This window comes from Klebsiella terrigena (genome assembly GCF_006539725.1).
Classification (GTDB): domain Bacteria; phylum Pseudomonadota; class Gammaproteobacteria; order Enterobacterales; family Enterobacteriaceae; genus Klebsiella; species Klebsiella terrigena.
The window spans coordinates 155053-180723 of the sequence record NZ_BJNO01000001.1 but is presented as its reverse complement, the minus strand read 5'-3'; the positions used below and the strand labels follow the sequence as shown (position 1 = coordinate 180723).

Sequence of the window (25671 nt, the reverse complement as noted above, 5' to 3'; positions counted from 1 at the left end):
CACCCCGCAGTTAAGCGGCAAAAGAGGCTCCCGCCAACGCGGCGTCATTTGAATACTGAAGCGTATTAATGCTTTTTACGCACATGCTTAGCGCAATTCCTTCGTTCCTTTGTCAATAACCGCGCCGGATGATGACAACACAATAGATAACAAAGGAATTCACCATGCAAAGCCGTTTTCGCCTGCCCGCGCTGGCAGCACTCTTTTTATCAGGCGCCTTTTCCGCCTGGGCCGCCGAAACTCCGGTTAAAGGCGGCACCCTTATCTACCTTGAGCAGCAGCCGCACACCAACCTTTATCCACCCGCCGGCGGCTTCTACCCCAACGGCGGGATCCTCAACCAGATCACCGATAAGCTGACCTGGCAGAATCCCAAAACCTTAGCGGTCGAACCGTGGATTGCCGAAAGCTGGACCACCAACGCCGACAAAACCGAATATACCTTCAGGCTGCGCCCCGGCGTGACCTTCTCCGACGGCACCCCGCTGGATGCCAACGCGGTCGCGAAAAACTTCGATACCTACGGGCTGGGGAATAAAGCCCACCGCCTGCCGGTCTCGGAGGTGATAAACAACTACGATCGCAGCGAGGTCATCGACCCGCTGACGGTAAAGTTCTATTTCAAAAAGCCGTCGCCGGGCTTCCTGCAGGGCACGGCGACCATCGGCTCGGGGCTGGTATCGCTTAGCACGCTGCAGCGCAACTTCGAAGAGCTCGGCGATGCGCGCAATATTATCGGCTCCGGTCCGTTCAGCGTTAAAGATGAAAAGCCGGGCCGCGAGCTGACGCTGGTTGCCCGCAAGGATTATCAATGGGGGCCCAAAAACCTGCCGCAGCAGGGACCGGCGAACCTCGACGGCATTACCTTTATCGTGACCCCGGAAGATAGCGTGCGCATCGGCGCCCTGCTGGCGGGCCAGGCCGACTTTATCCGCCAGGTGCAGGCCTACGATGAAAAACAGACCACCGACCAGGGCTTTATCCTCTACGCCGCGCCAACGCGCGGGGTGAACGACAGCCTGAGCTTCCGCCCGGACAACCCGCTGGTTTCCGACCTGCGCGTGCGCCAGGCGCTGCTACATGCCACTAACGCAAAGCAGGTCGTCGATACCCTGTTTTCCACCAACTACCCGCAGGCAACCTCCGCCATCGCCAGCTCGGCGGCGGGCTATGTCAACCTCAGCGACAGGCTGACCTTCGACCCGGCTAAGGCCAACGCCCTGCTGGACGAAGCGGGCTGGAAGGCGGCGGCCGACGGCATTCGCGCCAAAGATGGCCAGCGACTGGCGCTGACGGTCTACGAATCGCTGCCGCAGCCGCAAAATAAAGAGGTGCTGCAGCTGGTTGCTCAACAGTGGCGCCAGGTCGGCGTGGCGCTCAGCGTCAAGGCCGGAGACGCCGGCAGCAGGACCCTCGATAACCTCGATCCGCTGAAAACGCCGCTCACCGTGTCCGAAGTCGGCCGCGCCGACCCTGACGTGGTGAAAAGCATGTTCTTCCCGGGCAACCGCGATGCCCTGCTGCAAAAAGGCGGCTCCAGCGACAAGGTGCAGAGCTTCCGCGACGATAAGCTCAACGCCCTGCTCACCGCCATCTCCGCCGAGGTTGACGCGCAAAAGCGCCTGCAGCTGACCGGCGACGCTCAGCGCTATCTGCTGGATAACGCCTACGTGATCCCTATCTTTGAAGAGCCGCAGGTCTTTGCCGGAGCAAAATGGGTGAAAGGCGTCAGTTTTGAAGCGGTTGGCCGCCCGTCGTTCTACGGCGCGTGGCTCGACAAGCGCTAAGGAGTCGACGATGAGCCACTATCTTCTCAGCCGGCTGGGCCAGGGTGTCCTGGTGCTGTGGGCGGCGTTTACCCTCTCCTTCGTGCTGCTGCAGGTTCTGCCGGGGGATGCGGTGCTGATCAAGTTCCAGAATCCGGACCTTGGCCTCAGCCCGGCGCAAATCGCCGAAATGCGCCTCGCCTACGGCGCCGATAGCCCGCTGTGGCGGCAGTACCTGCACAGCCTGCTGGCGATGCTGCGCGGAGATTTTGGCTACTCGCTGCAGGCGGGGATCGCGGTCAACGCTCTGCTCGCCAGCAATCTTCCGCAAACCCTGAGCCTCGCGATCCCGGCCTTTATCGCGGCGATCGCGCTGGCGTTTACCCTCGCCTTCGCCGCCCGGCTGCCGGGGCTACGCTGGCTGAGTAACGCCCTGCAATCGCTGCCGGTGCTGTTTATCTCCCTGCCCACCTTCTGGCTCGGCATCGCCCTGATTCAGCTGTTCTCTTTCCAGCTGCGCTGGGTCCCGGTGATCAACCCCAGCCCGCTACAGGGGCTGATCCTGCCGATTATTGCCGTCGCGGTGCCGATCTCCGCGCCGCTGGCGCAAATACTGCTGCGCAGCATGGACCAGGTTGCCGCGCTGCCTTTTGTCGCCGTCGCCCGGGCGAAAGGAATGAGCGAAACCGGCGTGCTGTGGCGGCACGTCATCGGCAACGCGCTGCTGCCGGTGCTGAACATCGCCGGCCTGCTGCTGGGCGAGCTGATCGCCGGGGCGCTGATTACCGAAACCGTATTTGGCCGCGGCGGCCTCGGGCAGCTCACCCAGCAGGCGGTGAATAATCAGGATATCGCCGTCCTGCAGGCGGTGGTGATGATCTCGGCCCTTGGCTTCGTGCTGATTAATCTGCTGGTCGATCTGCTGATGCCGCTGTTCGATCCTCGTCTGAAACCGCTTGCCGGAGGTGCCCTATGAGCCTGGTCGATTACGCTATCGCCGCCCGCCGTCGGACGTTTAGCCGGCGCACCCTGCGCCTGCAGCCGGGGCTGTGGCTGGCCTGGGCGGTCATCGTTACCGCCGTGCTGCTGGCCGTCGCGCCGCAGCTCTTTACTCCCTATAGCCCGCTGGAAGGGATACCCGGCGCCCAGCGCCTGGCGCCGCAGGCCGGACACTGGCTCGGCACCGACCAGCTGGGTCGCGACCTGTGGGCGCGAATTGTCTACGGCGCCGTGCACTCCCTCAGCGCGGCGCTGGCGGCGGTCGCCATCGGGCTGATCGTCGGCAGCGCGCTCGGCACCCTTGCCGGCGCCGCCGCCGGACGCGTGGAGTCGGTGGTGATGCGGCTGGTTGACGTCCTGCTGGCGATCCCTTCGCTGCTGCTGTCGCTCACGGTGATCATCATCCTCGGCTTCGGCACCGTTAACGCCGCCGTGGCCGTTGGCGTCGCCGCGATTGCCAGCTTTGCCCGCCTGGCGCGGGCGGAAGTGGTCCGCGTACGCCATAGCGATTACGTCGAGGCGGCTTACGGCAGCGGCGGGACCTTCTTCGCCGTCTTCTGGCGACATATTCTGCCGAACTCGCTGACCGCCGTGCTGGCTTTCGCCACCCTGCAGTTCGGCCAGGCAATCCTCGCGCTCTCAACCCTGAGCTTTCTCGGCTACGGCACCCCGCCGCCGGTCCCGGAATGGGGGCTGCTGATTGCCGAAGGGCGTAACTATCTTTCAACCGCCTGGTGGCTAACCACCTTCCCCGGTGTGGCAGTCGTGGCGGTGGTGCTCGCCGCCAACCGCATCAGCCGTCAATTTAGCGGAGAACGCGCATGAACGTATTAAGCGTTGAAAACCTGCGTATCAGCTACCGCTCCCGGCAGGAGTGGCGCGAGGTGGTGCACGGCGTCAGCTTTAGCATCAGGCGCGGCGAAATGCTGGCGTTCGTCGGCGAGTCCGGCTCCGGCAAGACCACCACCGCCCAGGCGATTATCGGCCTGCTGGCAGATAACGCCCGCCGCGACGGCGGGAAGATCGTCATTAACGCGCAGGATATCAGCGGCTGGTCGGGTAAGCGGCTCGATAGTCTGCGCGGCGCGCGCATCAGCCTGGTGCCTCAGGACCCGGGCAACTCGCTGAACCCGGTGCAGACTATCGGCGCCCAGGTCGGGGAGATCCTGCGTCTGCATCAAAAGCACAGCGCCGCCGAGCGCAAGAGTCAGGTGCTGGCCCTGCTGGAGAAAGTCGGCCTGAGCCATCCGGAACAGCGCTTTAACCAGTATCCGCACCAGCTCTCCGGCGGCATGAAGCAGCGGGTGCTGATCGCGATAGCCATCGCCCTGAAGCCGGATTTAATCATTGCCGACGAGCCCACCAGCGCCCTCGACGTCACGGTACAAAAGCGCATTCTCGACCTGCTCGATACCCTGCGCCGCGAATCCGGCACCGCGGTGCTGTTTGTGACCCACGATCTGGCGCTGGCGGCGCAGCGTGCCGACCGCCTGCTGGTGTTTCGCCACGGCGAGATTCAGGAGCACGGCGCTACGGCAGACGTGATCCGCACGCCGCAGCACGCCTACACCCGCCAGCTGCTCAGCGACCTGCAGGGGCAAAACCTCACCATCGCCCCGGCGGGCGGGCGCGGGCTGGCGACGCCGGCTATTCGCCTGGAAGGCGTCAGCAAGCGCTTCTCGTTGGGCCATTCGCATCTGCAGGCGCTGGACAGCGTGAGCTTCGAGGTGCGGCGCGGCAGCACCCACGCGCTGGTCGGCGAATCCGGTTCAGGGAAAACCACCCTCGCGCGGATCCTGCTCGGCTTTGAGCGCGCCGACAGCGGCGAGATTGCCATTGACGGCATCAATGCCGGACATTTAAGCCGCGAAGCGCAGCGCCAGCTGCGGCGCAAAATTCAGTTCGTCTACCAAAACCCATTCGCCTCCCTCGACCCGCGCCAGACGCTGCAGGAAATTATCGAGGAGCCGCTGAAAAACTTTGACCGACTCAGCCCGACCCAGCGGCGCGCCCGCGTCGAGGCGGTTGCCGCCAGGGTCGCCCTCGCCCCCGAGCTGCTGGGGCGAACCGCCCGCGAGCTCTCCGGCGGCCAGCGCCAGCGGGTGGCGATTGCCCGCGCGCTGGTGCTGGAGCCGACCATTCTGGTGCTGGATGAAGCCACCTCGGCGCTCGACGTCACGGTGCAGGCGCAAATTCTTGCCCTGCTCCAGCAGCTCCAGCAGCAGCTGGGGCTGACCTATCTGTTTATTACCCACGATCTGGCCACGGTGCGCCGCATCGCTCACAGCGTGACGGTGCTGCGCGCCGGCCTGGTTGTCGAGCACGGTGAGGTTGGCCGCCTGTTCGCCGCGCCGCAGCACGATTACACCCGCGAGCTTATCGCCGCTATTCCTCATTTTTCCACCTCAAGCAAGGAGGTTGCATGACGCGTAAACGTCTGGGCTTTTTCACCCGTCTGCTGGACGACGCGGCGCCGAAGGAGCGCTATCGCCTGGCGACCGAGCAGATCCGCCACGCCGAACGACTCGGCTTCGATAGCGCGTGGATTGCGCAGCACCATTTCCATGAGCATGAGGGCGGCCTGCCATCGCCGCTGGTGTTTCTCGCCCATGCCGCCGCGCATACCGAGCGTATTCGCCTCGGTACCGCCATCATTACCCTGCCGATGGAGGATCCGCTGCGCGTTGCCGAAGATGCGGCGGTGCTGGATCTGCTCGCGGACGGGCGGCTAGAAGTGGGCTTTGGTTCCGGCGGCACGCCGACCTCGTTTTTACCCTTTGGCCTCACCAGCGAACGGCGGGGGGAGGTTTTTGCCGAACACCTGCATCTGATCCAGAGCGCCTGGCGCGGTGATTCGCTGGCCCATCCGGATAACCATCTCTACCCGCCGGCGCCGCAGCTCGCGGAGCGCATATGGATTGCCACGTTCTCCGCCGAAGGGGCTATCCGTGCGGGCCAGGCCGGGCACGGGCTGATGCTCTCCCGCACCCAGCCGCGCCCCGTCGGTCAACCGCAGCTACCGCTGGACGCCATCCAGAATCCGATTATCGACGCCTACCTTAGCGCGCTCCCGGCGGGGGTCGCACCGAGGATCCTCGCTTCACGCACCGCGTTTGTTGCCGACAGTCAGCAGTACGCCCTGCAGGTGGCGGAGCCGGGCCTGCGGCGTCAGGCGGCGGCGCACCGCGCTGCCGGGCATCAGCTTATTGGTGACACTGTCACAGATTATCTCTCTCAGCTGGATGCGCACGTCGGCGATGTCGAACAGGTGAAGGCTTCGCTGGCGCAGGATAGCGTGCTGGCGCGGGTGACCGATATTTCGTTCCAGGTCCACTCCGTTGAACCTTCGCATCGCGACACGCTGCGTTCTATTGAGCTGATCGCTCAGCATATTGCCCCGCAACTACAGTAAGGAGTCACCATGACACTGAGTCAGGATATTTTGGCTGAGCTGGCCGATATTGCCCCGAATTCCGCATTGGCCGAGGCCCGCGCGGTGCGCGAAGCGGCCACCCGCCATGCGCAGGGCAGCTATGAAACGCTGTTTGGCCAGGAGGAGGAGGATTTCCCGCTGAGCGAGCGCTTTGCGGTGGCCGCGAAGGTGGCCAAGCTGCACCAGGCCGACGCCCTCGCCGCCCACTACGCCGGATTCGGCCTTGCCGACCCGACGTCGCCGCGGCTGATCCCGGCGCTGGGATTTGCCCGCCTGCTGACCTTTACCCCAATCGAGGCCACGCCGTCGGCGCTGCAGGCGTTAACTCACGCCGGCTGGAGTCTGCGGGCAGTGGTCACCCTCGCCCAGCTCATCGCCTTTGTGAGCTTCCAGAGCCGGCTGATCGCCGGCCTGCGGTTGCTGAACGGTAAGCCGACGGCCAGCGCGGAGACGCCGGTGGTTGCCGGCTTCTGGCATACCGCGCCGCAGACGGTCAGCGGCAGGCGTGCGCCGGTGCACTTCACCCGCGACGAGCTGGGCTGGGAGCCGTGGATCGCCGCCAAACCGCTGGACGAATTCAGCGAGGACGAACGCAACATCCTGGCGAAATATGGCCACAGCGACTCACCCTATTTTCGCCTGCTGGCCCGCAACCAGCCGCTGCTGGAGCAGCGCACGCTGACCGACAAGGGTATTTTCTATACGCCGGGCGGGCTGCCGCGCGCCGAAAGGGAGCTGGCGGCGACGGTAGCCAGCAAAATTAACGGCTGTATTTATTGCGCTTCGGTGCACGCCCGCAAGGCGGCCCAGCTGGCAAAAGAGGAGACGGCGGTGGAAACCCTGCTGGCGGTGACGCCGGGAGATAACCTCAGCGACGGCCAGTCGGCGCTCTGGCAGGCAGAAATTGATTTTGCCGCCGCGGTCTCGGTCACCCCGTCGGCGCTCAACGCTGCCCATCTGGCCGCCGTTGAGCGTCAGGGGCTCGATACCCTCGCCCAGCTCGACCTGCTGCAATCCGCGGCCTTTTTCGCCTGGGCAAACCGCCTGATGCTGACCCTCGGCGAGCCGTTTACGGATTGACTCTTCGGCCCCGCGCGCCGCACCAGGCGCGGCGCGCGGCGGCTAGCGGAGGCTGCGCTGATAGCGAGCGTAAATCAGCAGCGAACTCATGGCGAGGAAGGAGAGCCCGGCGGCAGGCAGCGCAACCGAATTCCAGCCAAAGCCCCAGGTCAGCATCATTCCCCCGCACAGGGCGCCAATCGCGCTGCCGAGGTTAAAGGCAATCTGTCCCCCCGCCGCCCCCAGCATCTCTCCGCCGCGGGCGTTTTGCAGCAGCAGGATCTGCAGCGGCGCCGCGAGCGCAAACAGACCGGTACAGCAGATAAAGGTCAGCAGCAGCGCCGCCGGCTGACGATCGCCGAAGATAAACATCAGCAACAGCACCACGGCAATCATGCCGTCGGTGGCGGCGGCAATGCGCAATGGGCTAAAGCGGGCGGAAATTTTGCCGCTGAGCACGTTGCCCAGCACCATTCCCAGGCCCACCAGCATCATAATAAAGATGATCGCGCCTTCGGAAAAACCGGCAACGTTAATCATAAACGGCTTGATATAGCTGAACCACGCAAATACGCCGGCGTTACCAAACAGCGTCGCGGCAAATATCAGCCACGGCGCCGGTGATTTTAAAAAATAAAACTGTTCGCGCAATCGCGTCGTCGATTTATCAAACAGCGTCGGCACCCAGCGGATAATTGACAGGAAGACCGCGACGTTAAACAGGGAGAGGGCCATAAAGGTGTCGCGCCAGCTAAACTGGTGCCCGAGCCAGGTTCCGGCAGGCACGCCGATCAGGTTGGCCACCGTCATCCCGCCTATCATCCCGGCGACCGCCGCGGTGACTTTTCCCGGCGGGGCTATTTTCGACAGGATAATCGCGCCGACGCCAAAAAAGGCGCCGTGGGGGAAGCCGGAGACCAGCCGGCCGACCGCCAGCATGGCGTAGCTCGAAGAGAAGGCAAAAATGGCGTTACCGATAACGGTGAGCGCGGCGAGAAATAGCATGATCGATTTTAACGAAAAGCGGCTCGAAATCAGCGCCATCACCGGCGCGCCGATCACCACCCCGCAGGCGTAATAAGAGATCATATTGCCGGCGACGGGGATCGAGATCCCCACGTCGTGGGCCACCTCCGGCAGTACGCCCATGATGCCAAATTCCGCCATTCCCAGACCAAAGGTGCCAAGCGCTAACGAAAAAATCGTCTTTTTCATACTTCTGAACCTTAAATAACTCAGGCCTGCCCTGGCCGCAAACGGGCGCGACGGCAGGCCGGGCAACGTGGCAAACAGGTCAATCCCGGGCGGTATAACCCTTTGTTTTTACTTTCGGTCGGCATTATTGACCATTCGGCAACCGCAGGCCAGACAAAAACGTGAAGTGACCTGTTTATCCATATAACGGCGCGATCGCTGCATGAATATCGCTTCTGCCGCTTAATTAGCGGGCAGCGCGGCGGCGGTGAATGAATATTTTCCGCCGTACGCTGGCGCTGTTATTACACTTCATAGTAGAGCGCTGACCCGGCGCGATACACGACGGAGAAGAGCCCATGGGAAATAAGAAAAAGAGCAAAGCTATCGACAGCGTCGGTAAAACCGAGCCGCTCGGCGAAAAAGAGTATCAAAAGGCGCTACGCAAGCTGCACGTTGAGCTGGTCAAGCTGCAGCTGTGGGTCGTCAGCCAGGGGCTGAAGGTCTGCATCGTGTTTGAGGGGCGCGACGGCGCGGGGAAAGGCGGCACCATCAAAGCCATCACCGAACGGGTTAGCCCGCGCGTGTTTCGGGTTATCGCCCTTCCGGCCCCCACAGAGCGCGAGAAGAGCCAGCTCTACTATCAGCGCTATATTCCCTTTTTACCCGCCGCCGGAGAGATAGTGATCTTCGACCGCAGCTGGTACAACCGCGCAGGCGTCGAGCGGGTGATGGGCTTTTGTACCCCCGAGCAGACGGATAAGTTCCTTGAAGGCGCGCCGATGGTCGAGCGGGCGATGGTCGAGTCCGGGATCATCTTGCTGAAATACTGGCTGGAGGTGACCCCGGAGGAGCAGGAGCGCCGCCTGCGCGACCGCATCAACGACGGGCGCAAGATCTGGAAGCTGTCGCCAATGGACATCAAGTCGTTTAACCGCTGGGACGACTACACCGCCGCCAGGGACGCGATGTTTGCCGCCACCGATACCGCCTGGGCGCCGTGGTTTGTCGCCCGTTCGGAGGAGAAGAAGCGCGTTCGCCTGAACATCATTACCCACCTGCTGGCGCAGATCCCTTACAAGAACCCGCATATCGATCCGGTTAAATTGCCCAAGCGCAAAACGGGCAAGAGTAAATCCAGCGAGTACCCCTTCCGTTTTATCAAGGAACATTTCTAGCCTCTCCCGCCGGCTCCCGCATCGGCGGGAGCCTCTTCGCCCTACCCGTTTTGGCGATCGTCAATGGCACAATTCGCGCTTTACCTCAAGTTAACCTGAGGTATTACCGTTGTCGGCAGAACAAAACGACCTAACAGGAGCAGCATGATGCAGGAAGTAGACAGCGGTTTTACCCACGTCGCCTTTATGGTGCGCGATCTGCAAAAAAGTATCGATTTTTATACCCGCTACACCGCCATGCAGGTGATCCACCGGCGCTCGCCCGATCTGCCCTCCGCGCGCCACGTGGCGTGGCTGAGCGACCGCACCCGCCCGTTTGCGCTGGTGCTGGTGCAGACGGATAGCCACACCGATACCCCGCTTGGGCCCTTCGGTCACCTCGGGGTAGCCTGCGCGACGCGCCAGGAGATCGATGAAAAAACCGCGATAGCGCGCCGCGAGGGCGTGCTGCGCAGCGAGCCTGAACAGCTCGGCGAGCCGGTGGGCTACTACGTGTTCTTTGCCGACCCGGACGGCAATACCCTCGAGCTCTCTTACGGCCAGCGGGTGGGGCTGGAGGTCCTGCGCGGCGAAGGCTAAAAAAATGGCGCGACATCGGTCGCGCCATGCAGAATTCCGCGGCAGGCCTATTTTATCCCCTGCGAACTCTCTTTCTTCGCCTCCAGGCGCTCGACGTCGCGGTACCAGCGCGGGTGGTGTTTTTTCGCCCAGCGGCGGCTCACCTTGCCTTCAACCATGCCTTTAATCGACCCCTTCACCCAGAACGCCATATACATATGGATCAGGATGGCGTGGATCAGCACAATCGCCGACGCCGCGTGGATCAGCAGGCCGTAGCGGATGACCTGAATCGGGAAATAGTGCGCAAACCAGGGCCGCCAGATAATCACCCCGGTCACCAGCAGCACAAAAATCATGCTCATGATGGTCCAGAACATCATCTTCTGCCCGGCGTTATATTTCCCGACGCGCGCCACCTTATGCTCGTTGCCTTTCAGCACCTCAACAATCCCCTTCAGCCACGGAATATCCTGCTTGTCGGGGATGTTATGCTGCACAAAACGGACGAACATAAACATCAGGGCGATAAAGATAACCACCCCGAAGAAGGGATGCAGAATGCGCCCCATCTGCGGCGTACCGAAGGTTTCCGTCAGCCACTGCAGACTCGGGAAGAAGAACGAGATCCCGGACAGTGAAACCAGAAAGAAGCAGATAACCACCGTCCAGTGACAGGCGCGGTCGATAAACTTCGTGCGCACAATCATCTTCGATTTACTCATCATGTTCCTCCTCATCGTCATCCACTTCCTTGTTCGGTCCGATACCGATGTAGTGATAGATAAGCCCGGCAAAGGTGGCGACAAAGCCCAGCGCCGAGAGCGGCTTCAGCGCCCCTTTCCACAGATTGATGCTGGTATCGATTTTCGGATCGTTCGGCAGCTTGTGGTACAGCTCCGGCTGGTCGGCGTGATGCAGCACGTACATCACGTGCGTGCCGCCCACGCCCGGCGGGTTGTACACCCCGGCGTGCGGATAGCCGCGCGCCTTCAGCTTGTTGACCCGCTCCTGCGCCACCTCCAGCATCTCTTTCTTGCTGCCGAAATGAATCGCCCCGGTCGGGCAGGTTTTCACGCACGCCGGCTCCTGACCGACGCTGACGCGGTCGACGCAGAGCGTGCATTTATAGACCCGGTTATCCTCTTTATTGAGGCGCGGGACGTTAAACGGACACCCGGCAATGCAGTAGCCGCAGCCAATGCAGTTTTCCTGCTGGAAGTCGACGATGCCGTTCGCGTACTGAATAATCGCGCCGGCCGAGGGGCAGGCCTTCAGGCAGCCCGGATCTTCGCAGTGCATGCAGCCGTCTTTACGGATCAGCCACTCCAGCCTGCCGTTCTGTTCAGTTTCGCTAAAGCGCATCACCGTCCAGGATTTGGCGCTGAGATCCGCCGGGTTATCGTAAACCCCGACGCAGTGCCCCACCTCATCGCGGATATCGTTCCACTCGGAGCAGGCCACCTGGCAGGCCTTGCAGCCCACGCAGGATGACACATCGATAAGCTTGGCGACTTCCGCCTTAAAGTCCCGCGCGCGGGGCGCGGGAGTGATAGGGTTAGTCGCGGAGCGTTTAATAATGTCCTGTGTTTCCATCGCCATTGAATCGCCCCTTACGCTTTCTCGATGTTGACCAGAAACGCCTTATACTCCGGCGTTTGCGAGTTGGAATCGCCGACGTTCGGCGTCAGGGTATTGGCGATGTAGCCTTTACGGGCCACCCCTTCAAAGCCCCAGTGCAGCGGGATCCCGACGGTTTCCACCTGCTGGCCGTTGACGTTAAGCGTCTGCAGGCGCCGGGTCACTACCGCCACCGCGCGAATAAAGCCGCGCATGCTGCTGACCGTCACGCGATCGCCGTTGGCAATCCCCTTGGCTTTCGCCAGCCCCTCGCTGATTTCGACGAACTGCTCCGGCTGCGCGATGGCGTTAAGCAGCGCGTGCTTGGTCCAGGTGTGGAAGTGCTCGGTCAGGCGATAGGTGGTGCCGATGTACGGGAACCTGTCTTTCTTACCTAAGCGCACGGCATCCTCTTCGTACAGACGCACCACCGGACTGGAGATAACGTTCGGGTGCAGCGGGTTGGTACCCAGCGGCGTCTCCATTGGCTCGTAGTGCTCAGGGAACGGACCTTCCGCCAGCTTATCCAGCGCAAACAGCCGGCCGAGACCCTCCTGCTGCATGATAAACGGACCGGTTTTGCTCCCCGGCGGCGCGGTGTTGAAGTCCGCAATATCGTTCCCGACCCACTTAGCGCCGTTCCACTGGATCAGCATCCGTTTCGCATCCCACGGCCTGCCGTTGATATCCGCCGACGCGCGGTTATAGAGCACCCGGCGGTTTAGCGGCCACGCCCAGGCCCAGCCCAGGGTGTTGCCAAGGCCCGACGGATCGGCGTTGTCGCGGTTGGCCATCTGGTTGCCCTGCTCGGTCCAGCTGCCGGTATAAATCCAGCACGAGGATGAGGTCGAGCCGTCGTCGCGCAGCAGCGCGAAGCTGTTCAGCAGCTGGCCTTTTTTCGCCACCAGCGCGCCGTTGGCGTCGTAGAGATCCGCCAGCGCGTAGCCGTTGTTCTCTTTTGCCACCTCTTCCGATTCCGGACGATCCGGCTGCTTGTAGTCCCAGTCCATTTTCAGCAGCGGCTCGACGCCTTTGCCGCCCTCAGCGCGGTACATTTCGCGCAGACGGTGGTAGATACCGGCAAGGATTTCGCCGTCGTTGCGCGCTTCGCCCGGCGCATCCTGGCCCTTCCAGTGCCACTGCAGCCAGCGTCCGGAGTTGGCGATAGAGCCATCTTCTTCGGCAAAGCAGGTGGACGGCAGGCGGAAGACTTCCGTCTGGATCGCCGCCGGGTCAACGTCGTTGGACTCGCCGTGGTTTTGCCAGAAGACGGAGGTTTCGGTCACCAGCGGATCGATAACCACCATGTACTTCAGCTTGCTGAGGCTGCGCACCACTTTGTTTTTGTCCGGGAAGGACGCCACAGGGTTAAAGCCCTGGCAGAGGTAGCCGTTGACTTTGCCGCCATCCATCATGTTGAAGTACTTGATAACGTCGTAGGCCTGATCCCATTTCGGTAACCAGTTAAAGCCCCAGTCGTTCTCTTTTTGCGCCGCGTCGCCGTAGAAGGATTTCATCAGGCTGACGAAGAACTTAGGATAGTTGCTCCAGTAGTTCACCTGCTCGTCCAGCGTCGCTTTTGGCGTGTTGGCCTGCAGATAGCTGTGCAGATCCGTCTGCTTTTCCGCCGGCAGCGTCAGATAGCCGGGCAGGCTGGTTGACAGCAGCCCAAGGTCGGTCAGCCCCTGGATATTGGAGTGGCCGCGGAGCGCGTTGACCCCGCCGCCCGCCATCCCCATATTGCCGAGCAGCAGCTGGATCATCGCCATGGTGCGGATGTTCTGCGCCCCGACGGTGTGCTGCGTCCAGCCCAGCGCATAGAGGAAGGTGGTGGTGCGATCCGCCGCGCTGGTGGAGGCCAGCACTTCGCACACCTTGAGGAAGTCCGCTTTTGGCGTCCCGCAGATGTTCTCCACCACGTCCGGCGTATAGCGGGAGACGTGCTGTTTTAGCAGGTTCCAGACGCAGCGCGGGTGGGTCAGGGTTTCATCGCGTTTGGCAAAGCCGTTTTCATCAAACTGGTAGTTCCAGGAGGACTTATCGTACTGGCGTTTTTCAGCGTCGTAGCCGCTGAACAGGCCGTCATCGAAGGCAAAATCATCGCGCACCAGCAGGTTAGCGTTGGTGTAGTGCCTGACGTATTCGGCGTTAATTTTGTTATTTTCAATCAGGTACAGCAGTACCCCCGACAGGAAGGTAATGTCGGTGCCGGAGCGGATTGGCGCATAGATATCGGCCACCGATGCCGTACGCGTAAAGCGCGGATCGACGACGATAAGCGTCGCATCGTTGTTGTTCTTCGCTTCTAACGCCCAGCGGAATCCCACCGGATGTGCTTCAGCGGCGTTGCCGCCCATCACCATCACCACGTTAGCGTTTTTGATATCAACCCAGTGGTTGGTCATCGCACCGCGACCAAATGTTGGAGCAAGACTTGCTACCGTTGGTCCGTGTCAGACGCGCGCCTGGTTGTCTACCGCCAGCATGCCGAGAGAGCGCACAAACTTCTGCGTTAGCATGCCGGTTTCATTACTCGCCGCGGACGCGCACAGCATCCCGGTGGAAAGCCAGCGGTTAACCGTTACGCCCTGTTCGTTGTTCTCAATAAAGTTGGCGTCACGGTCGGCTTTCATCAGTTTGGCAATGCGATCGAAGGCCTCATCCCAGGAAATACGCTGCCACCTGTCGGAGCCCGGCGCGCGGTATTGCGGGTAGCGCAGGCGGTTTTCACTGTGCACGTAGTCCAGCAGGCCCGCCCCTTTCGGGCACAGCGCGCCGCGGCTCACCGGGTGATCCGGGTCGCCTTCGATATGATAAATTGCTTCTTTCGCGTTCTTCGCGCCGTCGCCCAGGCTATACATTAATAGCCCGCAGCCCACGGAGCAGTATGTGCAGGTGTTGCGGATCTCTTTGGCGCGCAATAGCTTGTAGTTACGCGCCTGAGCCAGCGCCATTTTGGGTGCAAAACCCAGGGCAGCAGCTGTTGTTCCGGCCATACCGCCTGCGCAGATTTTGAAAAACTTTCTGCGGCTGACGTCCATTGATTTTCTCCATGCAGGAATTTTGTTCATCGCGGGGGGGAAACTAACAGCAATGTCCCTGTTTTTATTGCGTCAAATCAATGTCGAAAACGCTCGCCCCCTTAATAGTCAGGCCCCGCAGCTTTAATTACCCCCTTAGGATTAACGACTGATGAAAATATCGGCCGGGTGGAATAGAAAAGTGTTATAAATCGAAGCTGAATTCGTATTGGCATCAGGTTTAAGATGGAAAAGAAAAAGGCAACGTTAACCGGACTGGCGGCTATTGTGCTGTGGAGCACCATGGTCGGTTTGATTCGCGGAGTGAGCGAAGGATTAGGTCCGGTAGGCGGCGCGGCAATGATCTACAGCCTCAGCGGTATATTGCTGGTGTTTACCGTTGGCTTCCCGCAGCTGCGGCAGATCCCGCGCGCCTATTTACTGGCCGGCAGCCTGCTGTTTGTCAGCTATGAAATCTGCCTCGCACTTTCTCTGGGCTTTGCCGGCACCCGCCAGCAGGCGATCGAAGTGGGTATGGTCAACTATCTGTGGCCCAGCCTGACGATTTTATTCGCCATTCTCTTTAATCAGCAGAAAAGCACCTGGCTGGTTATTCCCGGCTTATTTATTGCGCTGTTTGGCGTCGTTTGGGTATTAGGCGGTGAGCATGGCCTGAATATTGATGAAATTATCAGCAACGTCGTCTCCAGCCCCCTGAGCTATATTCTGGCATTTGTCGGCGCCTTTATCTGGGCGGCCTATTGCACGGTGACCGCCAAATATGCGAAAGGCAAAAACGGTATCACCCTGTTCGTATTATTAACGGCGCTGACCCTGTGGCTGAAATTTCTGTTCAGCGAGCAGCCGCCGATGATCTTTAGCTGGCCGGTGGTTATCAAGCTGGTGATGGTGGCGGTGGCCCTGGGGCTGGCCTACGCGGCGTGGAACGTGGGGATCCTCCACGGCAACATCAGCCTGCTGGCGGCGGCGTCGTACTTTACGCCGGTGCTCTCATCGGCGCTGGCGGCGGTACTGCTGAGCGCGTCCCTGTCGTGGTCGTTCTGGCAGGGAGCCGGCATGGTGTGCGCCGGCTCCCTGCTCTGCTGGTACGCGACCCGACGCTAGCCGAGATCGCCCCCGGCCACCGGCAGCGTAACGCCGGTGATATAGCTTGCCTCATCGCTGGCGAGAAACAGGATTGCGTTTGCCTGTTCCGCCAGCGTCCCGTAGCGATGCATCAGGCTGCTCTGCACCGTTTGATCGACCACCTGCTGATACCATCCCTGCTCCTGCGCCGTCGGCATCTCACTATTGCGCGGCGTCAGGCGCGCCGGGGCCTCGGTGCCGCCGGGCGCTACCGCGTTGATGCGAATGCCGCTGTCGCTGTACTCCATGGCAATCGAGCGGGTCAGCGCGTTGACCCCGCCCTTGGCCGCCGAATAGGGAACCCGGTTGACGCCCGCGGTCGCCACGGACGAGACGTTAACGATGGCGCCCTTGCCCTGGCGTAGCATCCACGGCAGCGCCGCCCGGCACCCCCATAGCGTCGGAAACAGCGACCGGCGGATCTCCTGTTCAATCTGCTGCGGCTGATATTCGGCGAAGGGCCGCGCCCAGATGGTGCCGCCAATATTGTTAATCAGCACGTCGAGGCGGCCGAAATGGGCCACGCCTTCGGCAAAAACCTGCTCGGTGCTCGCCCACTGCTCAAGGTCAGCCTCCAGCGCCAGCACGTCGCAGCCGGACTCCGCCAGCGTCGCCGCCAGCTCGTGTACGTAGCGGGAGCGGTCGATCAGCAGCAGCCTCGCGCCCTCGCGCGCCGCCTGCTCAGCCGTCTGCCGACCGATCCCCTGGGCCGCGCCGGTGATCGCCACTACCTTATCCTGAAATCGCATGCTCTCTCCTTATGCCGCCGCGCTCTGGCTGGCGATAAATTTTTCATACCAAAAACCGGCGGGCTCAACGCCGCGGTCGCGAAGCGCGGAGGAAACCGCGTTAACCATCGGCGGCGGACCGCAGAGGTAGATATCAACATCCCCGCCGTTAAGCATGGACTCATCGAGATGGTCGGTGACAAACCCACGCTGCGGACAGCCGCTTTGCGGGTCGGCCACCACCGGCAGCCAGCGGTAGCCGGAGAGCTGGCCGACGAAGGCGTCCAGCGCCTCGGTTTTGACCAGATCGCTATCGCGGGTAACGCCGTACACCAGGGTCACCGGGCGGGTGCTGCCCTGCTGCACGAGGGTGTGCAGCATCGACAACAGCGGCGCCAGGCCGGTTCCGCCGGCGAGCATCAGCAGCGGACGCTCGCCGCCGCGCAGATAAAAGCTGCCCATCGGCCCGCTGAGGATCAGCCGCTCGCCGGGCCGCGCGCGCTGCGTCAGCCACTGGCTCATGATGCCGCCGGGCACGTTGCGGATCAGGAAACGGCCCTCACGCGCCCCGGAAAGGGAGCTAAAGGAGTAGGCGCGCACGTGGGGGGTACCCGGGACCTGAATATTGATGTACTGCCCCGGCAGAAACGCCAGCGCTTCGTCAAGTGCGACCACCAGCTCAATGGCGCTCTCCGACAGGGCGTTGACCGCCACCACCGCCGCGCCGACGCTGGCCAGCGCGGTTTTGCACTGCGCCGCCGCCACCGGCACGTCAATCACGCAGTCGCTGGTCGGGATCATCTGGCAGGTCAGCACCTGGCGCGCGGCGGCCTCCTCGTCGCTCAGCGCCTCTTCGAGATAGTCATCGCCCAGGGCGTAATCACCGCTGGCGCAGCGGCATTTACAGGTGCCGCAGACGCCGTCCGAACAGTCCATCGGCAAATTCACCTTCTGCCGATAGGCGGCATCCAGCACCTTCTCCCCGGGGTTGCAGTGGATAAAGCGGGTGATGCCGTCCTCAAAATTGAGCGCAATATTAAAGGTCATAAGCCCCTCTTAAATATGGTAAACGTCGATGACCTGACGGATGTAGTCGTTGTTCAGGCGCACGGTTTTTCGCACAATCTGCGGCCTGCCGTCCTCGACGGTGAGGGTGCAGCAGGTCGAGCCAAAATAGGCATCGGTCTGCTGGTAGCGATGGCTCCAGGTCACCCAGCTGTAGCGCACCTCCAGGCCCTGCTCGCCTTCACCCGTCAGCTCCACGTTGCTGATCGTGTGCGTGGTCCGCGGCTCCGGGGTGCTGGCGCCGGAGCGTTCCGTTTTGATGCGGTACACCCGGTCCTCAAGCCCCTCGCGGTTGGGGTAGTAGATCAGCGAAATCTCGCGCTGCGGGTCGCGGGTGAGCCGGTCGTCATCGCCCCACGCCGGCATCCAGAACACCACCTTCGGGCTGTAGCACGTCAGCCATTCGTCCCACTGGCGGTCGTCAAGCAGGCGGGCTTCGTAGTAGAGAAACTGGCGAACCTGTTCAAGCGTCAACATTACGCCACCTCCACGCGCTGGGTAATCGACTGGTCGTAGCGCTGCTGCTCTTTATCAAGCGCCGCCAGCATCACGTTCTGCCAGTGGTGGTGATGGGCGATGTACAGGGCTTCATCTTCCGACTTGACTCCGCTCAGCAGCGGCGTAAATCCGGCGTGCCGGGCGTGCTCATCCGCACCATCGACCCAGTGCAGCGCGCCGCGGCTGAGGTCGCTCCACGCCAGGCTCTCGCCGAGGTAGCCGCGCTGGCAGGCGCTGAACTCTTCGAGGTCATCCGGGGTGCCCATTCCACTGACATTAAAGAAATCCTCGTACTGGCGAATACGCAGGGCGCGGGCCTCGTTGGGCTCCCCTTTTGGCGCAAAGCACCAGATGGTCACTTCGGTTTTATCGACGGCGATCGGGCGGATCACGCGGATCTGAGTGGAGAACTGATCCATTAAGTAGACGTTAGGATAGAGGCACAGGTTGCGGGTTTCGTTGACCATCTGGTCGGCGCGCAGCTCGCCAAACTCCGCCTGCAGGCGCGCCCGGTGCGCGTAAACCGGACGCACCTCCGGATTGAGCGCGCGGGTCCACAGCAGCATATGGCCGTTTTCAAAGCCGTAGCCGCCACCGAGGCTTTTCGACCAGCCGTTAGCGTCCACCGAGTGCGTCCCTTCCGCTTCATAGTTGCGCCGCGACATCGTTGAGGCGTAGTTCCAGTGCACCACGCTGACGTGGTAGCCGTCGGCGCCGTTTTCCGCCCCCAGCTTCCAGTTACCCTCATAAACGTAGCTCGAGGAGCCTTTGAGGACCTCCAGCCCTTCGGCCGCCTGATCGACCATCAGATCGATAATCTTCAGGGTCTCGCCGAGATACTGCTCCAGCGGCTGCACGTCGTCGCTGAGGCTGCCGAACAGAAAGCCGCGGTAGGACTGAAAGCGCGGGAGCTTTTTCAGGTCATGGGAGCCCTCGTGTTTAAACGTCTCCGGGTAGCCGCCGGTGCTCTCGTCTTTCGCTTTTAGCAGCTTGCCGCTATTGCCAAAGGTCCAGCCGTGGAACGGACAGGTGAAGGAGTTTTTATTCCCGGTTTTGCGCCGACACAGCATGGCGCCGCGGTGCGCGCAGCTATTAATAAGCGCATGGAGCTGGTTCTTTTTATCCCGGGTAATAATCACCGGCTGGCGCCCGAGGGTCAGGGTATAATAATCTCCGGCCTCGGCAATTTGACTTTCATGGGCGAGAAACGCCCAGTTGCCTTCGAATATATGCTTCATTTCAAAATCAAATAGCTGGCTGTCGGTAAATATTGAGCGATGGCAGCGATAAATATGCTTTTCACGGTCAACAATTAATGCGTTGCTAATTTTAGCTTTTAACGTTGCGTACGTTTTTTGCATGAGTCAGGTCCTCCTGCATTATTCAGGATTAAAAGGCGGTGGCGAAATGATGACGACGCTGTACGGATTAATTAAGGCGATGATACCGGTAGCCCGGACAGGACGCGACGCCGCTGCCCGGGTTAAAAGCGCGGCTTACTCCTGCGCGCGCAGGCGGGTGCCGCGCTGCTCTTCATCGGCGTTTAGCGCCGGGCAGAGGGTGAAATCAAAGCACACTTCGGTATGCGCGCCGTCGAGCTTACGCTGCTGGATAAGCTCGCGATCGGTGATTTTAACCGGGTCGGCGATCAGCCCGTCGCGGGTAGCAAATGCGAAGTCATCCCACAGGTATTTATCGCCATTGAGGTTAATCTGACTGGTTAAATGCCTGTGGCCCGGAGCCGAAACGAAGAAGTGAATATGCGCCGGGCGATTACCGTGACGCCCCAGCTGGTCAAGCAGCTTCTGGGTCGGGCCATCCGGCGGGCAGCCGTAGCCGGAAGGCATGATGCTGCGCACGCTGTAGCGGCCGTCGGCGCCGGTACGAATGCGGCGGCGCAGGTTATACTCTCCCTGGCTCTGGTCGAAGAAGGAGTAATTCCCGAGGGTGTTGGCGTGCCAGATATCGACCACGGCGTTCGCTACCGGGCGCCCCTGGGTGTCGCAAACCTGGCCATGCAGCCACATGACCTCACCCGCATCTCTGCCGTCATCCATCCGCGCGTGGCCATCGCTCAGCGGCGCGTTGGCGACGTACAGCGGCCCCTCAATCGTGCGCGGGGTGCCGGTTTCCCGGTGCTGGGCGGCTTCGATAGCGTCCTGGCGCAGGTCGAGGAAGTGCTCGATTCCGAGGCCCGCCGCCAGCAGCGCCGCCTCCTGACGCCCGCCCAGCTCGTGGAGATAGTTCACCGCGTGCCAGAACTCTTCCTGGCTAATATTATAATCATCGATCAGGGTACACATATCTTCGAGGATGCGATGGACGATGGCTTTAAAGCGCTCGTTGCCGCCGGGAACGTTCAGGCCGGCACTTTCACGTAATAATTTCTGCACGGCTTCTTGTTGTACGAAAGAATTTTTCATCACGATTCTCACTTATTGCTTGCAGCTTATTTGTAGGGTTTACGCCGATATAAACCGGCGCGAGGTTAATTATTATTATTTATCGTCTTCACGAATCGATGATGGATGACGGCAGAGCGCCTCCACGCGTATTTCCATAAACGGGTACAGCGGTAGCCCCATTAATATCTGATGCAGCTCTTCGGCGTCCCGCACGTCAAAAATACTGACGTTGGCGTACAGCCCGGCGACGCGCCAAATATGCCGCCATTTACCTTCCCGCTGCAGCTGCTGCGAGTAGGCCTTTTCACGCTGCTTGATCTCCTCAATTTCGGCGCCGGGAAACCCCAGCGGAATATTGACGGTCATATCCACTTTGAACAGCATTTCTCTCTCCTGTGCGCGCTTACGCTTTACGGGTATAAAACTGCAGCTTATCTTCATCGAGCTCGACGCCGAGCCCCGGCGTCTGCGGCAGAACGACCTGCCCCTCGGCGAAGGTCAGCGGCACGCTGATGATGTCGTCCTTCAACAGCAGCGGGCCAAACATCTCGGTTCCCCACTGCAGCGGCAGCGTTGACCAGGCGTGCAGCGACGCCACCGTGCCGACGCTCCCTTCCAGCATGGTGCCGCCGTACAGGCCAATGCCCGCCGCCTGCGCCACCCGCGCGAGGGCCAACACGCTGGCCGGACCGCCGGCTTTAGCAATCTTCAGCGCGTAGGCGCCGCTGAATCCCTGCTGGGCCAGGCGGTAGCCGTCATAGTGGGTAGCGACGGCTTCATCCGCCAGGATCGCGGTCTCGACGCGGTGGCTAAGGCGCACCAGGGCGGCGTTATCCTGCGCGCTAACCGGCTGTTCGATAAGGTCGACCCCCATCGCCGCCAGCTCGCGGCAGCCTCTGGCCGCAGCGGTGGCGTCCCACGCCTGGTTGACGTCAACCCGGATGCTGGCCCGGTCGCCCAGCGCCTCGACGATCGCGCGGGTGTGCCTGAGGTCGGTAGCCAGCTCCCGGGCGCCAATTTTTAGCTTGAACGCCTGATGGCGGCGTTCGCTCAGCAGCCGCTCACCTTCGGCAATGTCCTTCGCGGTATCGCCGCTCGCCAGCGTCCACAGCACCGGCAGCGAGGTCTGCAGCGCCCCGCCCAGCAGCGCCGAAACCGGCAGCCCCAGCGCCTTGCCCTGGGCATCGAGCAGCGCGGTCTCAATCGCCGATTTGGCAAAGGTATTGCCTTTAATGGCGCCGTTCATGCGCTCGGTGAGCGCGTTGAGGTTATCCGCCGGCTGGCCCTTGAGCAGCGGCGTCAGATAGTGGGTAATGGCGGAGACGATGGCCTCCGGGCTTTCGACGCCATAGCTCAGGCCACCAATGGTGGTCGCCTCGCCGATCCCACAGATGCCGTCGGAGCGCGTGAGGCGAATAATCACCAGCGTCTGGCAGCCCATGGTGGCCATTGAGAGTTTGTGCGGGCGAATGGTCGGGACATCAACCAGCCAGCTTTCAATGCGTTCTACGGTCGCGGTCATCTTCTGTTCCCAATCGTGAAATAGCCGGCCCCGGGATCTTCGCGCAGCGTCCGCTGCGGCACCGGTAAGGTGGCCAGGCGCGGCGGCTGCATAGTCGATATCGGGTATAACTTTTTGTGCCCCCAACCATAACGGGAGGTGACGATGCCTTTGACAATAGGGGGCAGCCACCGGCACGGTCAACGGCGATAATCGAAATGTTGTGCGATTATCGACGCGCTTGTTAAATTGAGGTTAATAATGTGATCCGGGTGGGAAAACGCGCACATTCCGCCGCCGCCCGCTGTGCGCAGGGTATAGTGATGCCCGCGAGCTTTGTCTTCGAATGGAGAGGAATTCAATGAGCGATAGATCCCCAACCACCCTCAGCGCCAGGCAGGCCGAACACGACCCAAACTTTATGCTGTCGCTGGCGCGCGGGCTGGAGGTGCTCAACGCCTTTACTCCCCAGCGCCAGCGGCTGACCATTTCGCAGCTCAGCCAGAAAACGCAAATTTCTCGCGCCGCCGTGCGCCGCTGCCTCTATACCCTGGCGGCGCTGGGGATGGTACACAGCCCCGATGGCCGCAGCTACGAGCTGCTGCCGCGCGTGCTGGCGGTGGGCCACGCCTACCTTGCCGGTACTCCGCTGGCAAAAGTGGCGCAGACCGCGCTGGATACGCTGGGCAAAACGCTGGGCGAGTCCTGTTCGGCCGCCACCCTGGATGGGGATAACGTGCTGTACATCGCCAGAGCCGCGGTCAACAACCTGCTCAGCGTCGACATCGGGCGCGGCAGCCGCCTGCCCGCCTGGGCCACCTCGATGGGCCGGGTGCTGCTCAGCGCGCTGCCGGAAGAGCAGCTTGAGGTGACGTTGTCACGAGCCGTGCTAATGCGCTACACCCCGCATACGGTCTGCGATCTGCCGGGATTGCGCGAGGAAATTGCCAAAGTCCGCATGCAGGGATACGCGCTTGCGGACAGGCAGATTGAGGTTGGGCTGTGTTCGCTGGCGGTGCCGCTGCTGTCGCGCGGCGGCCAGGTGGTGGCGGCGCTCAACGTCGGCGTGCCTGCGGCCGCGATGAGCGCCGGAGCGCTAAAAGAGCTGGCCCTGGCGCCGCTGCGCCGGGCCGCCATGGAGCTCTCTCTCCAGCTATAGGGCGTCACTCACCGGCGGCACCTTCGCGAGGCTGCGCCAGATCCCCATTGCCAGCAGCAGCAGCAGGACGCCGGCCGTTGCCAGGACGATGCTGTGGGCGCTGATAAACGCCGTTTTGGCCGCCTCAACCAGCGCATGGGCCGGAATAGCGGGCATCGACTGGGCCAGATTTATCGCCTCGCTGATGGAGGAGGCGGCCTGCTCCGCCGCGCCGCCGTCAATACCGTTCGGTAATACAATCGACGAGCTGTAGCTGCGGGTCAGGATCAGGCCAAAGAGCGCTATACCCAGCCCGGCGCCGAGCTCATAGGCCATCGTTTCAATCGCGCCCGCCGCGGCCGCCTTCTCTTTTGGCGCGGCGGCCATAATCGCCGAGCTGGAGGCCAGCAGCGCGCTGGCAACGCTGAAGCCCAGCATCGTCATCAGCCCCCACGCCAGCCACGGCTGGCTGCTAAAGTCGGTCATCGACAGCCCAAGGAAGCTGAACGCGCTGAGCAGCATCCCGCCGGTGGCGACCTGACGCAGGCCGAGGCGCGAGACCATCATCCCGGCGATCGGCCCGCTAAACCCGCTGGCCACCATCAGCGGCAGCATAAATAACCCGGCCTCAAACGGCGTTTTACCGTGCACAAACTGCAGCTCCTGCGCCATCAGCAGTTCGAAACCCACCAGCGTAATCAGCGCCGTCATTGCCATCATCACGCCGCTTAGAATAATGCGGTGCGTGAAGAGGCGCATATCCACCATCGGCCTCGCCGATGAGAGCTGCCGGCGCACGAAGGAGAACAGCATCCCCGCGCCGGCGAGGGCCACCAGTCCGGTGATCCACAGCTCAAGCTGCCCTTTGAGCGCCGTTTTGGCGCTAAAGACCAGCATCAGGATTGCCGTAATCAGCATCAACGCCTGCAGCATATTTAGCGGCTGCTCGCGTCGCGCGGGCTGGCGCGGCACCATTCGCGCGCTGAAGGCCATAACCACCAGCACGATGGGAACGTTGAGCAGGAACACCGATCCCCAGTAGAAGTGCTCCAGCAGCATTCCGCCCACCAGCGGACCGAAAGCCGCGCCGCCTGAGCCAATCGCCGCCCACAGGCCCAGCGCCATGTTGCGGTGGCGGGCTTCGGCAAAGGTGTTACGAATGCCGGCCAGCGTCGCCGGGACGATCATCGCGGCCCCGATGGCCAGCAGCGCCCGGGAGGCAATCAGCGCCATCGCGCTGGGGGAAAAGGCCGCCGCCAGCGACGCAACGCCGAAAATCCCGCTGCCGAGCAGCAGCAGGCGCTTAAAGCCAATTTTGTCGCCTAGCGCGCCCATCGGCAGCACCATACCGGCCATCACTAATGAATAAATATCAATGATCCACAGCAGCTCGTTGCTGCTGGTTCCCAGCGATACGCTAAGCGTTGGCGCCGCTACGTGCAGCACCGTGGCATCGATCGCCACTGGAAGATAAACCAGCAAAATCGCTATTAGCGTTAACCATTGCCGAGACATACTACATTTCCTCAATTAACTAAATTGGACACGCGTCCAGGAATGCGATCCTGCCGGATTGTTGAACGACTGTCCAACTTTTTGTTACTATCGATGAAAACCACTGTGCGGCGGGAGCATATGAACTATTTAAGTCGGGAAGATCGGCGGGAAGTTATCCTGCAGGCGGCGATGCGCGTGGCCCTGCGCGGCGGCCTTGGCGCAATGACCGTTCGGCAGATAGCCAGCGAGGCCGGCGTGGCCACCGGGCAGCTGCACCACCACTTCACCTCCATCGGCGAGCTGAAGGCCCACGCCTTCGTCCAGCTGATTCGGGATATGCTGGCCATCCAGCTGGTTGACGATGCGGCGAGCTGGAACGAGCGCCTGTTTTCTATGCTCGGCAGCGAAGATGGCCGGCTGGATCCGTACATTCGCCTGTGGCGCGAGGGGCAGCTGCTTTCCAGCAGCGATAGCGACATCAAAGCGGCCTACCTGCTCACCATGAGCCTGTGGCACGAAGAGACGGTCAACATTATTCAGCGCGGAACCGCGGCCGGGGAGTTTCATCCCGGCGATAGCGCGGAGAATATTGCCTGGCGGCTCATTGCCCTCGTCTGCGGCCTGGACGGCATCTACGCGCTGGGAATGAAGGAGATTGATGACGCCGCCTTTAGTCGATATATAAACCATTACATAACACTAGAGCTTTTACGCCTTCCTGAATAATCCCTGGTCTCTCCCGCCGCCACCCTCGGGAGGCGGCTGACACCGTTCTCGCGGCGCGGCCCACCTGTGGATAGGGCCGACACCCTCTTTTTCTTTACAACCTACTCTACAACTTATTTACATTTTGTAACAAATAACAA

The 25671-nt window shown here is 61.6% G+C and carries 22 protein-coding genes and 1 pseudogene; 11 read left to right on the top strand and 12 right to left on the bottom strand.

What is annotated here, in order from left to right; genetic code table 11:
- Nucleotides 1–164 precede the first annotated feature (164 nt).
- Genes RTE01_RS00835 through RTE01_RS00810 form a run of 6 tightly spaced genes read left to right on the top strand, consistent with a single transcriptional unit; the run spans nt 165 to nt 7278 of the window.
- Nucleotides 165–1787, top strand: a complete 1623-nt coding sequence (locus RTE01_RS00835; RefSeq protein WP_041145434.1) for a TIGR04028 family ABC transporter substrate-binding protein — start codon at nt 165–167, stop codon at nt 1785–1787.
- Between the two features lie 10 nt (nt 1788–1797).
- Nucleotides 1798–2742 (top strand): ABC transporter permease, encoded by a 945-nt coding sequence (locus RTE01_RS00830; RefSeq protein ID WP_041145433.1) that lies wholly within the window; start codon nt 1798–1800, stop codon nt 2740–2742.
- Nucleotides 2739–3590, top strand: coding sequence for an ABC transporter permease (locus RTE01_RS00825; protein ID WP_041145432.1), 852 nt, complete (start codon nt 2739–2741; stop codon nt 3588–3590). The genes RTE01_RS00830 and RTE01_RS00825 overlap by 4 nt, the downstream gene beginning before the upstream one ends.
- On the top strand, nt 3587–5191 hold the full coding sequence (locus tag RTE01_RS00820) for a dipeptide ABC transporter ATP-binding protein (protein WP_115192825.1): 1605 nt from the start codon (nt 3587–3589) through the stop codon (nt 5189–5191). The genes RTE01_RS00825 and RTE01_RS00820 overlap by 4 nt, the downstream gene beginning before the upstream one ends.
- Complete coding sequence (locus tag RTE01_RS00815) at nt 5188–6177, top strand: putative FMN-dependent luciferase-like monooxygenase (RefSeq protein WP_141334551.1); 990 nt, start codon at nt 5188–5190, stop codon at nt 6175–6177. The genes RTE01_RS00820 and RTE01_RS00815 overlap by 4 nt, the downstream gene beginning before the upstream one ends.
- 9 nt (nt 6178–6186) lie before the next feature.
- Nucleotides 6187–7278, top strand: coding sequence for an alkylhydroperoxidase domain protein (locus tag RTE01_RS00810; protein ID WP_134525858.1), 1092 nt, complete (start codon nt 6187–6189; stop codon nt 7276–7278).
- Between the two features lie 42 nt (nt 7279–7320).
- On the opposite strand, the gene araJ is transcribed toward RTE01_RS00810, so the two are convergent.
- Nucleotides 7321–8472, bottom strand: a complete 1152-nt coding sequence (gene araJ, locus RTE01_RS00805) for an MFS transporter AraJ (protein ID WP_141334548.1) — start codon at nt 8470–8472, stop codon at nt 7321–7323.
- A 338-nt stretch (nt 8473–8810) separates the two neighbouring features.
- Between araJ and ppk2 the strand changes: the two genes are divergently transcribed.
- Both ppk2 and RTE01_RS00795 read left to right on the top strand, forming a co-directional pair.
- Nucleotides 8811–9629: a polyphosphate kinase 2 gene (gene ppk2 / locus RTE01_RS00800; RefSeq protein ID WP_041145427.1), complete on the top strand. Its 819-nt coding sequence runs from the start codon at nt 8811–8813 to the stop codon at nt 9627–9629.
- Between the two features lie 147 nt (nt 9630–9776).
- Nucleotides 9777–10208 carry a VOC family protein gene (locus tag RTE01_RS00795; RefSeq protein WP_041145426.1) on the top strand — a complete coding sequence of 144 codons (432 nt, stop codon included), beginning with the start codon at nt 9777–9779 and terminating at the stop codon, nt 10206–10208.
- Between the two features lie 47 nt (nt 10209–10255).
- Here RTE01_RS00795 and fdnI read toward each other — a convergent pair whose 3' ends face one another.
- The 3 genes from fdnI to fdnG are packed head-to-tail and all read right to left on the bottom strand — an operon-like array spanning nt 10256 to nt 14848.
- The gene (gene fdnI / locus RTE01_RS00790) at nt 10256–10912 is read right to left on the bottom strand and encodes a formate dehydrogenase-N subunit gamma (protein ID WP_041145425.1); all 657 of its coding nucleotides are present in this window, start codon (nt 10910–10912) and stop codon (nt 10256–10258) included.
- Complete coding sequence (gene fdxH / locus RTE01_RS00785; protein WP_076947191.1) at nt 10905–11789, bottom strand: formate dehydrogenase subunit beta; 885 nt, start codon at nt 11787–11789, stop codon at nt 10905–10907. The genes fdnI and fdxH overlap by 8 nt, the downstream gene beginning before the upstream one ends.
- A gap of 11 nt (nt 11790–11800) precedes the next feature.
- Complete coding sequence (gene fdnG / locus RTE01_RS00780; protein ID WP_141334546.1) at nt 11801–14848, bottom strand: formate dehydrogenase-N subunit alpha; 3048 nt, start codon at nt 14846–14848, stop codon at nt 11801–11803.
- Between the two features lie 225 nt (nt 14849–15073).
- Here fdnG and yddG point away from each other — a divergent pair, with 225 nt between their 5' ends.
- Nucleotides 15074–15952: an aromatic amino acid DMT transporter YddG gene (gene yddG / locus RTE01_RS00775; RefSeq protein ID WP_134525850.1), complete on the top strand. Its 879-nt coding sequence runs from the start codon at nt 15074–15076 to the stop codon at nt 15950–15952.
- Here yddG and benD read toward each other — a convergent pair.
- The 7 genes from benD to RTE01_RS00740 all read right to left on the bottom strand — a co-directional run bounded on the left by benD (nt 15949) and on the right by RTE01_RS00740 (nt 22191).
- Nucleotides 15949–16722: a benzoate diol dehydrogenase BenD gene (gene benD / locus RTE01_RS00770; RefSeq protein WP_141334544.1), complete on the bottom strand. Its 774-nt coding sequence runs from the start codon at nt 16720–16722 to the stop codon at nt 15949–15951. The two genes, yddG and benD, sit on opposite strands and share 4 nt — an antisense overlap.
- 9 nt (nt 16723–16731) lie before the next feature.
- The gene (gene benC, locus RTE01_RS00765) at nt 16732–17748 is read right to left on the bottom strand and encodes a benzoate 1,2-dioxygenase electron transfer component BenC (protein WP_115192831.1); all 1017 of its coding nucleotides are present in this window, start codon (nt 17746–17748) and stop codon (nt 16732–16734) included.
- A gap of 9 nt (nt 17749–17757) precedes the next feature.
- Nucleotides 17758–18243, bottom strand: coding sequence for a benzoate 1,2-dioxygenase small subunit (benB, locus tag RTE01_RS00760; protein ID WP_041145418.1), 486 nt, complete (start codon nt 18241–18243; stop codon nt 17758–17760).
- Nucleotides 18243–19625, bottom strand: coding sequence for a Rieske 2Fe-2S domain-containing protein (locus RTE01_RS00755; protein ID WP_134525846.1), 1383 nt, complete (start codon nt 19623–19625; stop codon nt 18243–18245). Before RTE01_RS00755 ends, benB begins: the two co-directional genes overlap by 1 nt.
- A gap of 135 nt (nt 19626–19760) precedes the next feature.
- Nucleotides 19761–20687 carry a catechol 1,2-dioxygenase gene (gene catA / locus RTE01_RS00750; protein ID WP_134525844.1) on the bottom strand — a complete coding sequence of 309 codons (927 nt, stop codon included), beginning with the start codon at nt 20685–20687 and terminating at the stop codon, nt 19761–19763.
- Between the two features lie 75 nt (nt 20688–20762).
- Nucleotides 20763–21053 carry a muconolactone Delta-isomerase gene (gene catC / locus RTE01_RS00745; RefSeq protein ID WP_041145415.1) on the bottom strand — a complete coding sequence of 97 codons (291 nt, stop codon included), beginning with the start codon at nt 21051–21053 and terminating at the stop codon, nt 20763–20765.
- A 19-nt stretch (nt 21054–21072) separates the two neighbouring features.
- Nucleotides 21073–22191, bottom strand: a complete 1119-nt coding sequence (locus RTE01_RS00740) for a muconate cycloisomerase family protein (RefSeq protein WP_041145414.1) — start codon at nt 22189–22191, stop codon at nt 21073–21075.
- Nucleotides 22192–22493: 302 nt separating this feature from the next.
- Between RTE01_RS00740 and RTE01_RS00735 the strand changes: the two are divergent.
- Nucleotides 22494–23329 (top strand): annotated as a pseudogene (locus tag RTE01_RS00735) (IclR family transcriptional regulator domain-containing protein).
- Here RTE01_RS00735 and RTE01_RS00730 read toward each other — a convergent pair.
- On the bottom strand, nt 23324–24823 hold the full coding sequence (locus RTE01_RS00730) for an MFS transporter (protein ID WP_041145412.1): 1500 nt from the start codon (nt 24821–24823) through the stop codon (nt 23324–23326). The pseudogene RTE01_RS00735 and the gene RTE01_RS00730 sit on opposite strands and share 6 nt — an antisense overlap.
- Nucleotides 24824–24943: 120 nt before the next feature.
- On the opposite strand from RTE01_RS00730, the gene RTE01_RS00725 reads away from it, so the two are divergent.
- The gene (locus tag RTE01_RS00725) at nt 24944–25531 is read left to right on the top strand and encodes a TetR family transcriptional regulator (RefSeq protein WP_041147612.1); all 588 of its coding nucleotides are present in this window, start codon (nt 24944–24946) and stop codon (nt 25529–25531) included.
- Nucleotides 25532–25671: the final 140 nt, after the last annotated feature.

Bases quoted from the DNA above. Each gene is read 5' to 3' on its own strand.
- RTE01_RS00835 (WP_041145434.1), top strand. From the start codon at position 165: ATGCAAAGCCGTTTTCGCCTGCCCGCGCTGGCAGCACTCTTTTTATCA.
- RTE01_RS00830 (WP_041145433.1), top strand. From the start codon at position 1,798: ATGAGCCACTATCTTCTCAGCCGGCTGGGCCAGGGTGTCCTGGTGCTG.
- RTE01_RS00825 (WP_041145432.1), top strand. From the start codon at position 2,739: ATGAGCCTGGTCGATTACGCTATCGCCGCCCGCCGTCGGACGTTTAGC.
- RTE01_RS00820 (WP_115192825.1), top strand. From the start codon at position 3,587: ATGAACGTATTAAGCGTTGAAAACCTGCGTATCAGCTACCGCTCCCGG.
- RTE01_RS00815 (WP_141334551.1), top strand. From the start codon at position 5,188: ATGACGCGTAAACGTCTGGGCTTTTTCACCCGTCTGCTGGACGACGCG.
- RTE01_RS00810 (WP_134525858.1), top strand. From the start codon at position 6,187: ATGACACTGAGTCAGGATATTTTGGCTGAGCTGGCCGATATTGCCCCG.
- araJ (WP_141334548.1), bottom strand. From the start codon at position 8,472: ATGAAAAAGACGATTTTTTCGTTAGCGCTTGGCACCTTTGGTCTGGGA.
- ppk2 (WP_041145427.1), top strand. From the start codon at position 8,811: ATGGGAAATAAGAAAAAGAGCAAAGCTATCGACAGCGTCGGTAAAACC.
- RTE01_RS00795 (WP_041145426.1), top strand. From the start codon at position 9,777: ATGCAGGAAGTAGACAGCGGTTTTACCCACGTCGCCTTTATGGTGCGC.
- fdnI (WP_041145425.1), bottom strand. From the start codon at position 10,912: ATGAGTAAATCGAAGATGATTGTGCGCACGAAGTTTATCGACCGCGCC.
- fdxH (WP_076947191.1), bottom strand. From the start codon at position 11,789: ATGGCGATGGAAACACAGGACATTATTAAACGCTCCGCGACTAACCCT.
- yddG (WP_134525850.1), top strand. From the start codon at position 15,074: ATGGAAAAGAAAAAGGCAACGTTAACCGGACTGGCGGCTATTGTGCTG.
- benD (WP_141334544.1), bottom strand. From the start codon at position 16,722: ATGCGATTTCAGGATAAGGTAGTGGCGATCACCGGCGCGGCCCAGGGG.
- benC (WP_115192831.1), bottom strand. From the start codon at position 17,748: ATGACCTTTAATATTGCGCTCAATTTTGAGGACGGCATCACCCGCTTT.
- benB (WP_041145418.1), bottom strand. From the start codon at position 18,243: ATGTTGACGCTTGAACAGGTTCGCCAGTTTCTCTACTACGAAGCCCGC.
- RTE01_RS00755 (WP_134525846.1), bottom strand. From the start codon at position 19,625: ATGCAAAAAACGTACGCAACGTTAAAAGCTAAAATTAGCAACGCATTA.
- catA (WP_134525844.1), bottom strand. From the start codon at position 20,687: ATGAAAAATTCTTTCGTACAACAAGAAGCCGTGCAGAAATTATTACGT.
- catC (WP_041145415.1), bottom strand. From the start codon at position 21,053: ATGCTGTTCAAAGTGGATATGACCGTCAATATTCCGCTGGGGTTTCCC.
- RTE01_RS00740 (WP_041145414.1), bottom strand. From the start codon at position 22,191: ATGACCGCGACCGTAGAACGCATTGAAAGCTGGCTGGTTGATGTCCCG.
- RTE01_RS00730 (WP_041145412.1), bottom strand. From the start codon at position 24,823: ATGTCTCGGCAATGGTTAACGCTAATAGCGATTTTGCTGGTTTATCTT.
- RTE01_RS00725 (WP_041147612.1), top strand. From the start codon at position 24,944: ATGAACTATTTAAGTCGGGAAGATCGGCGGGAAGTTATCCTGCAGGCG.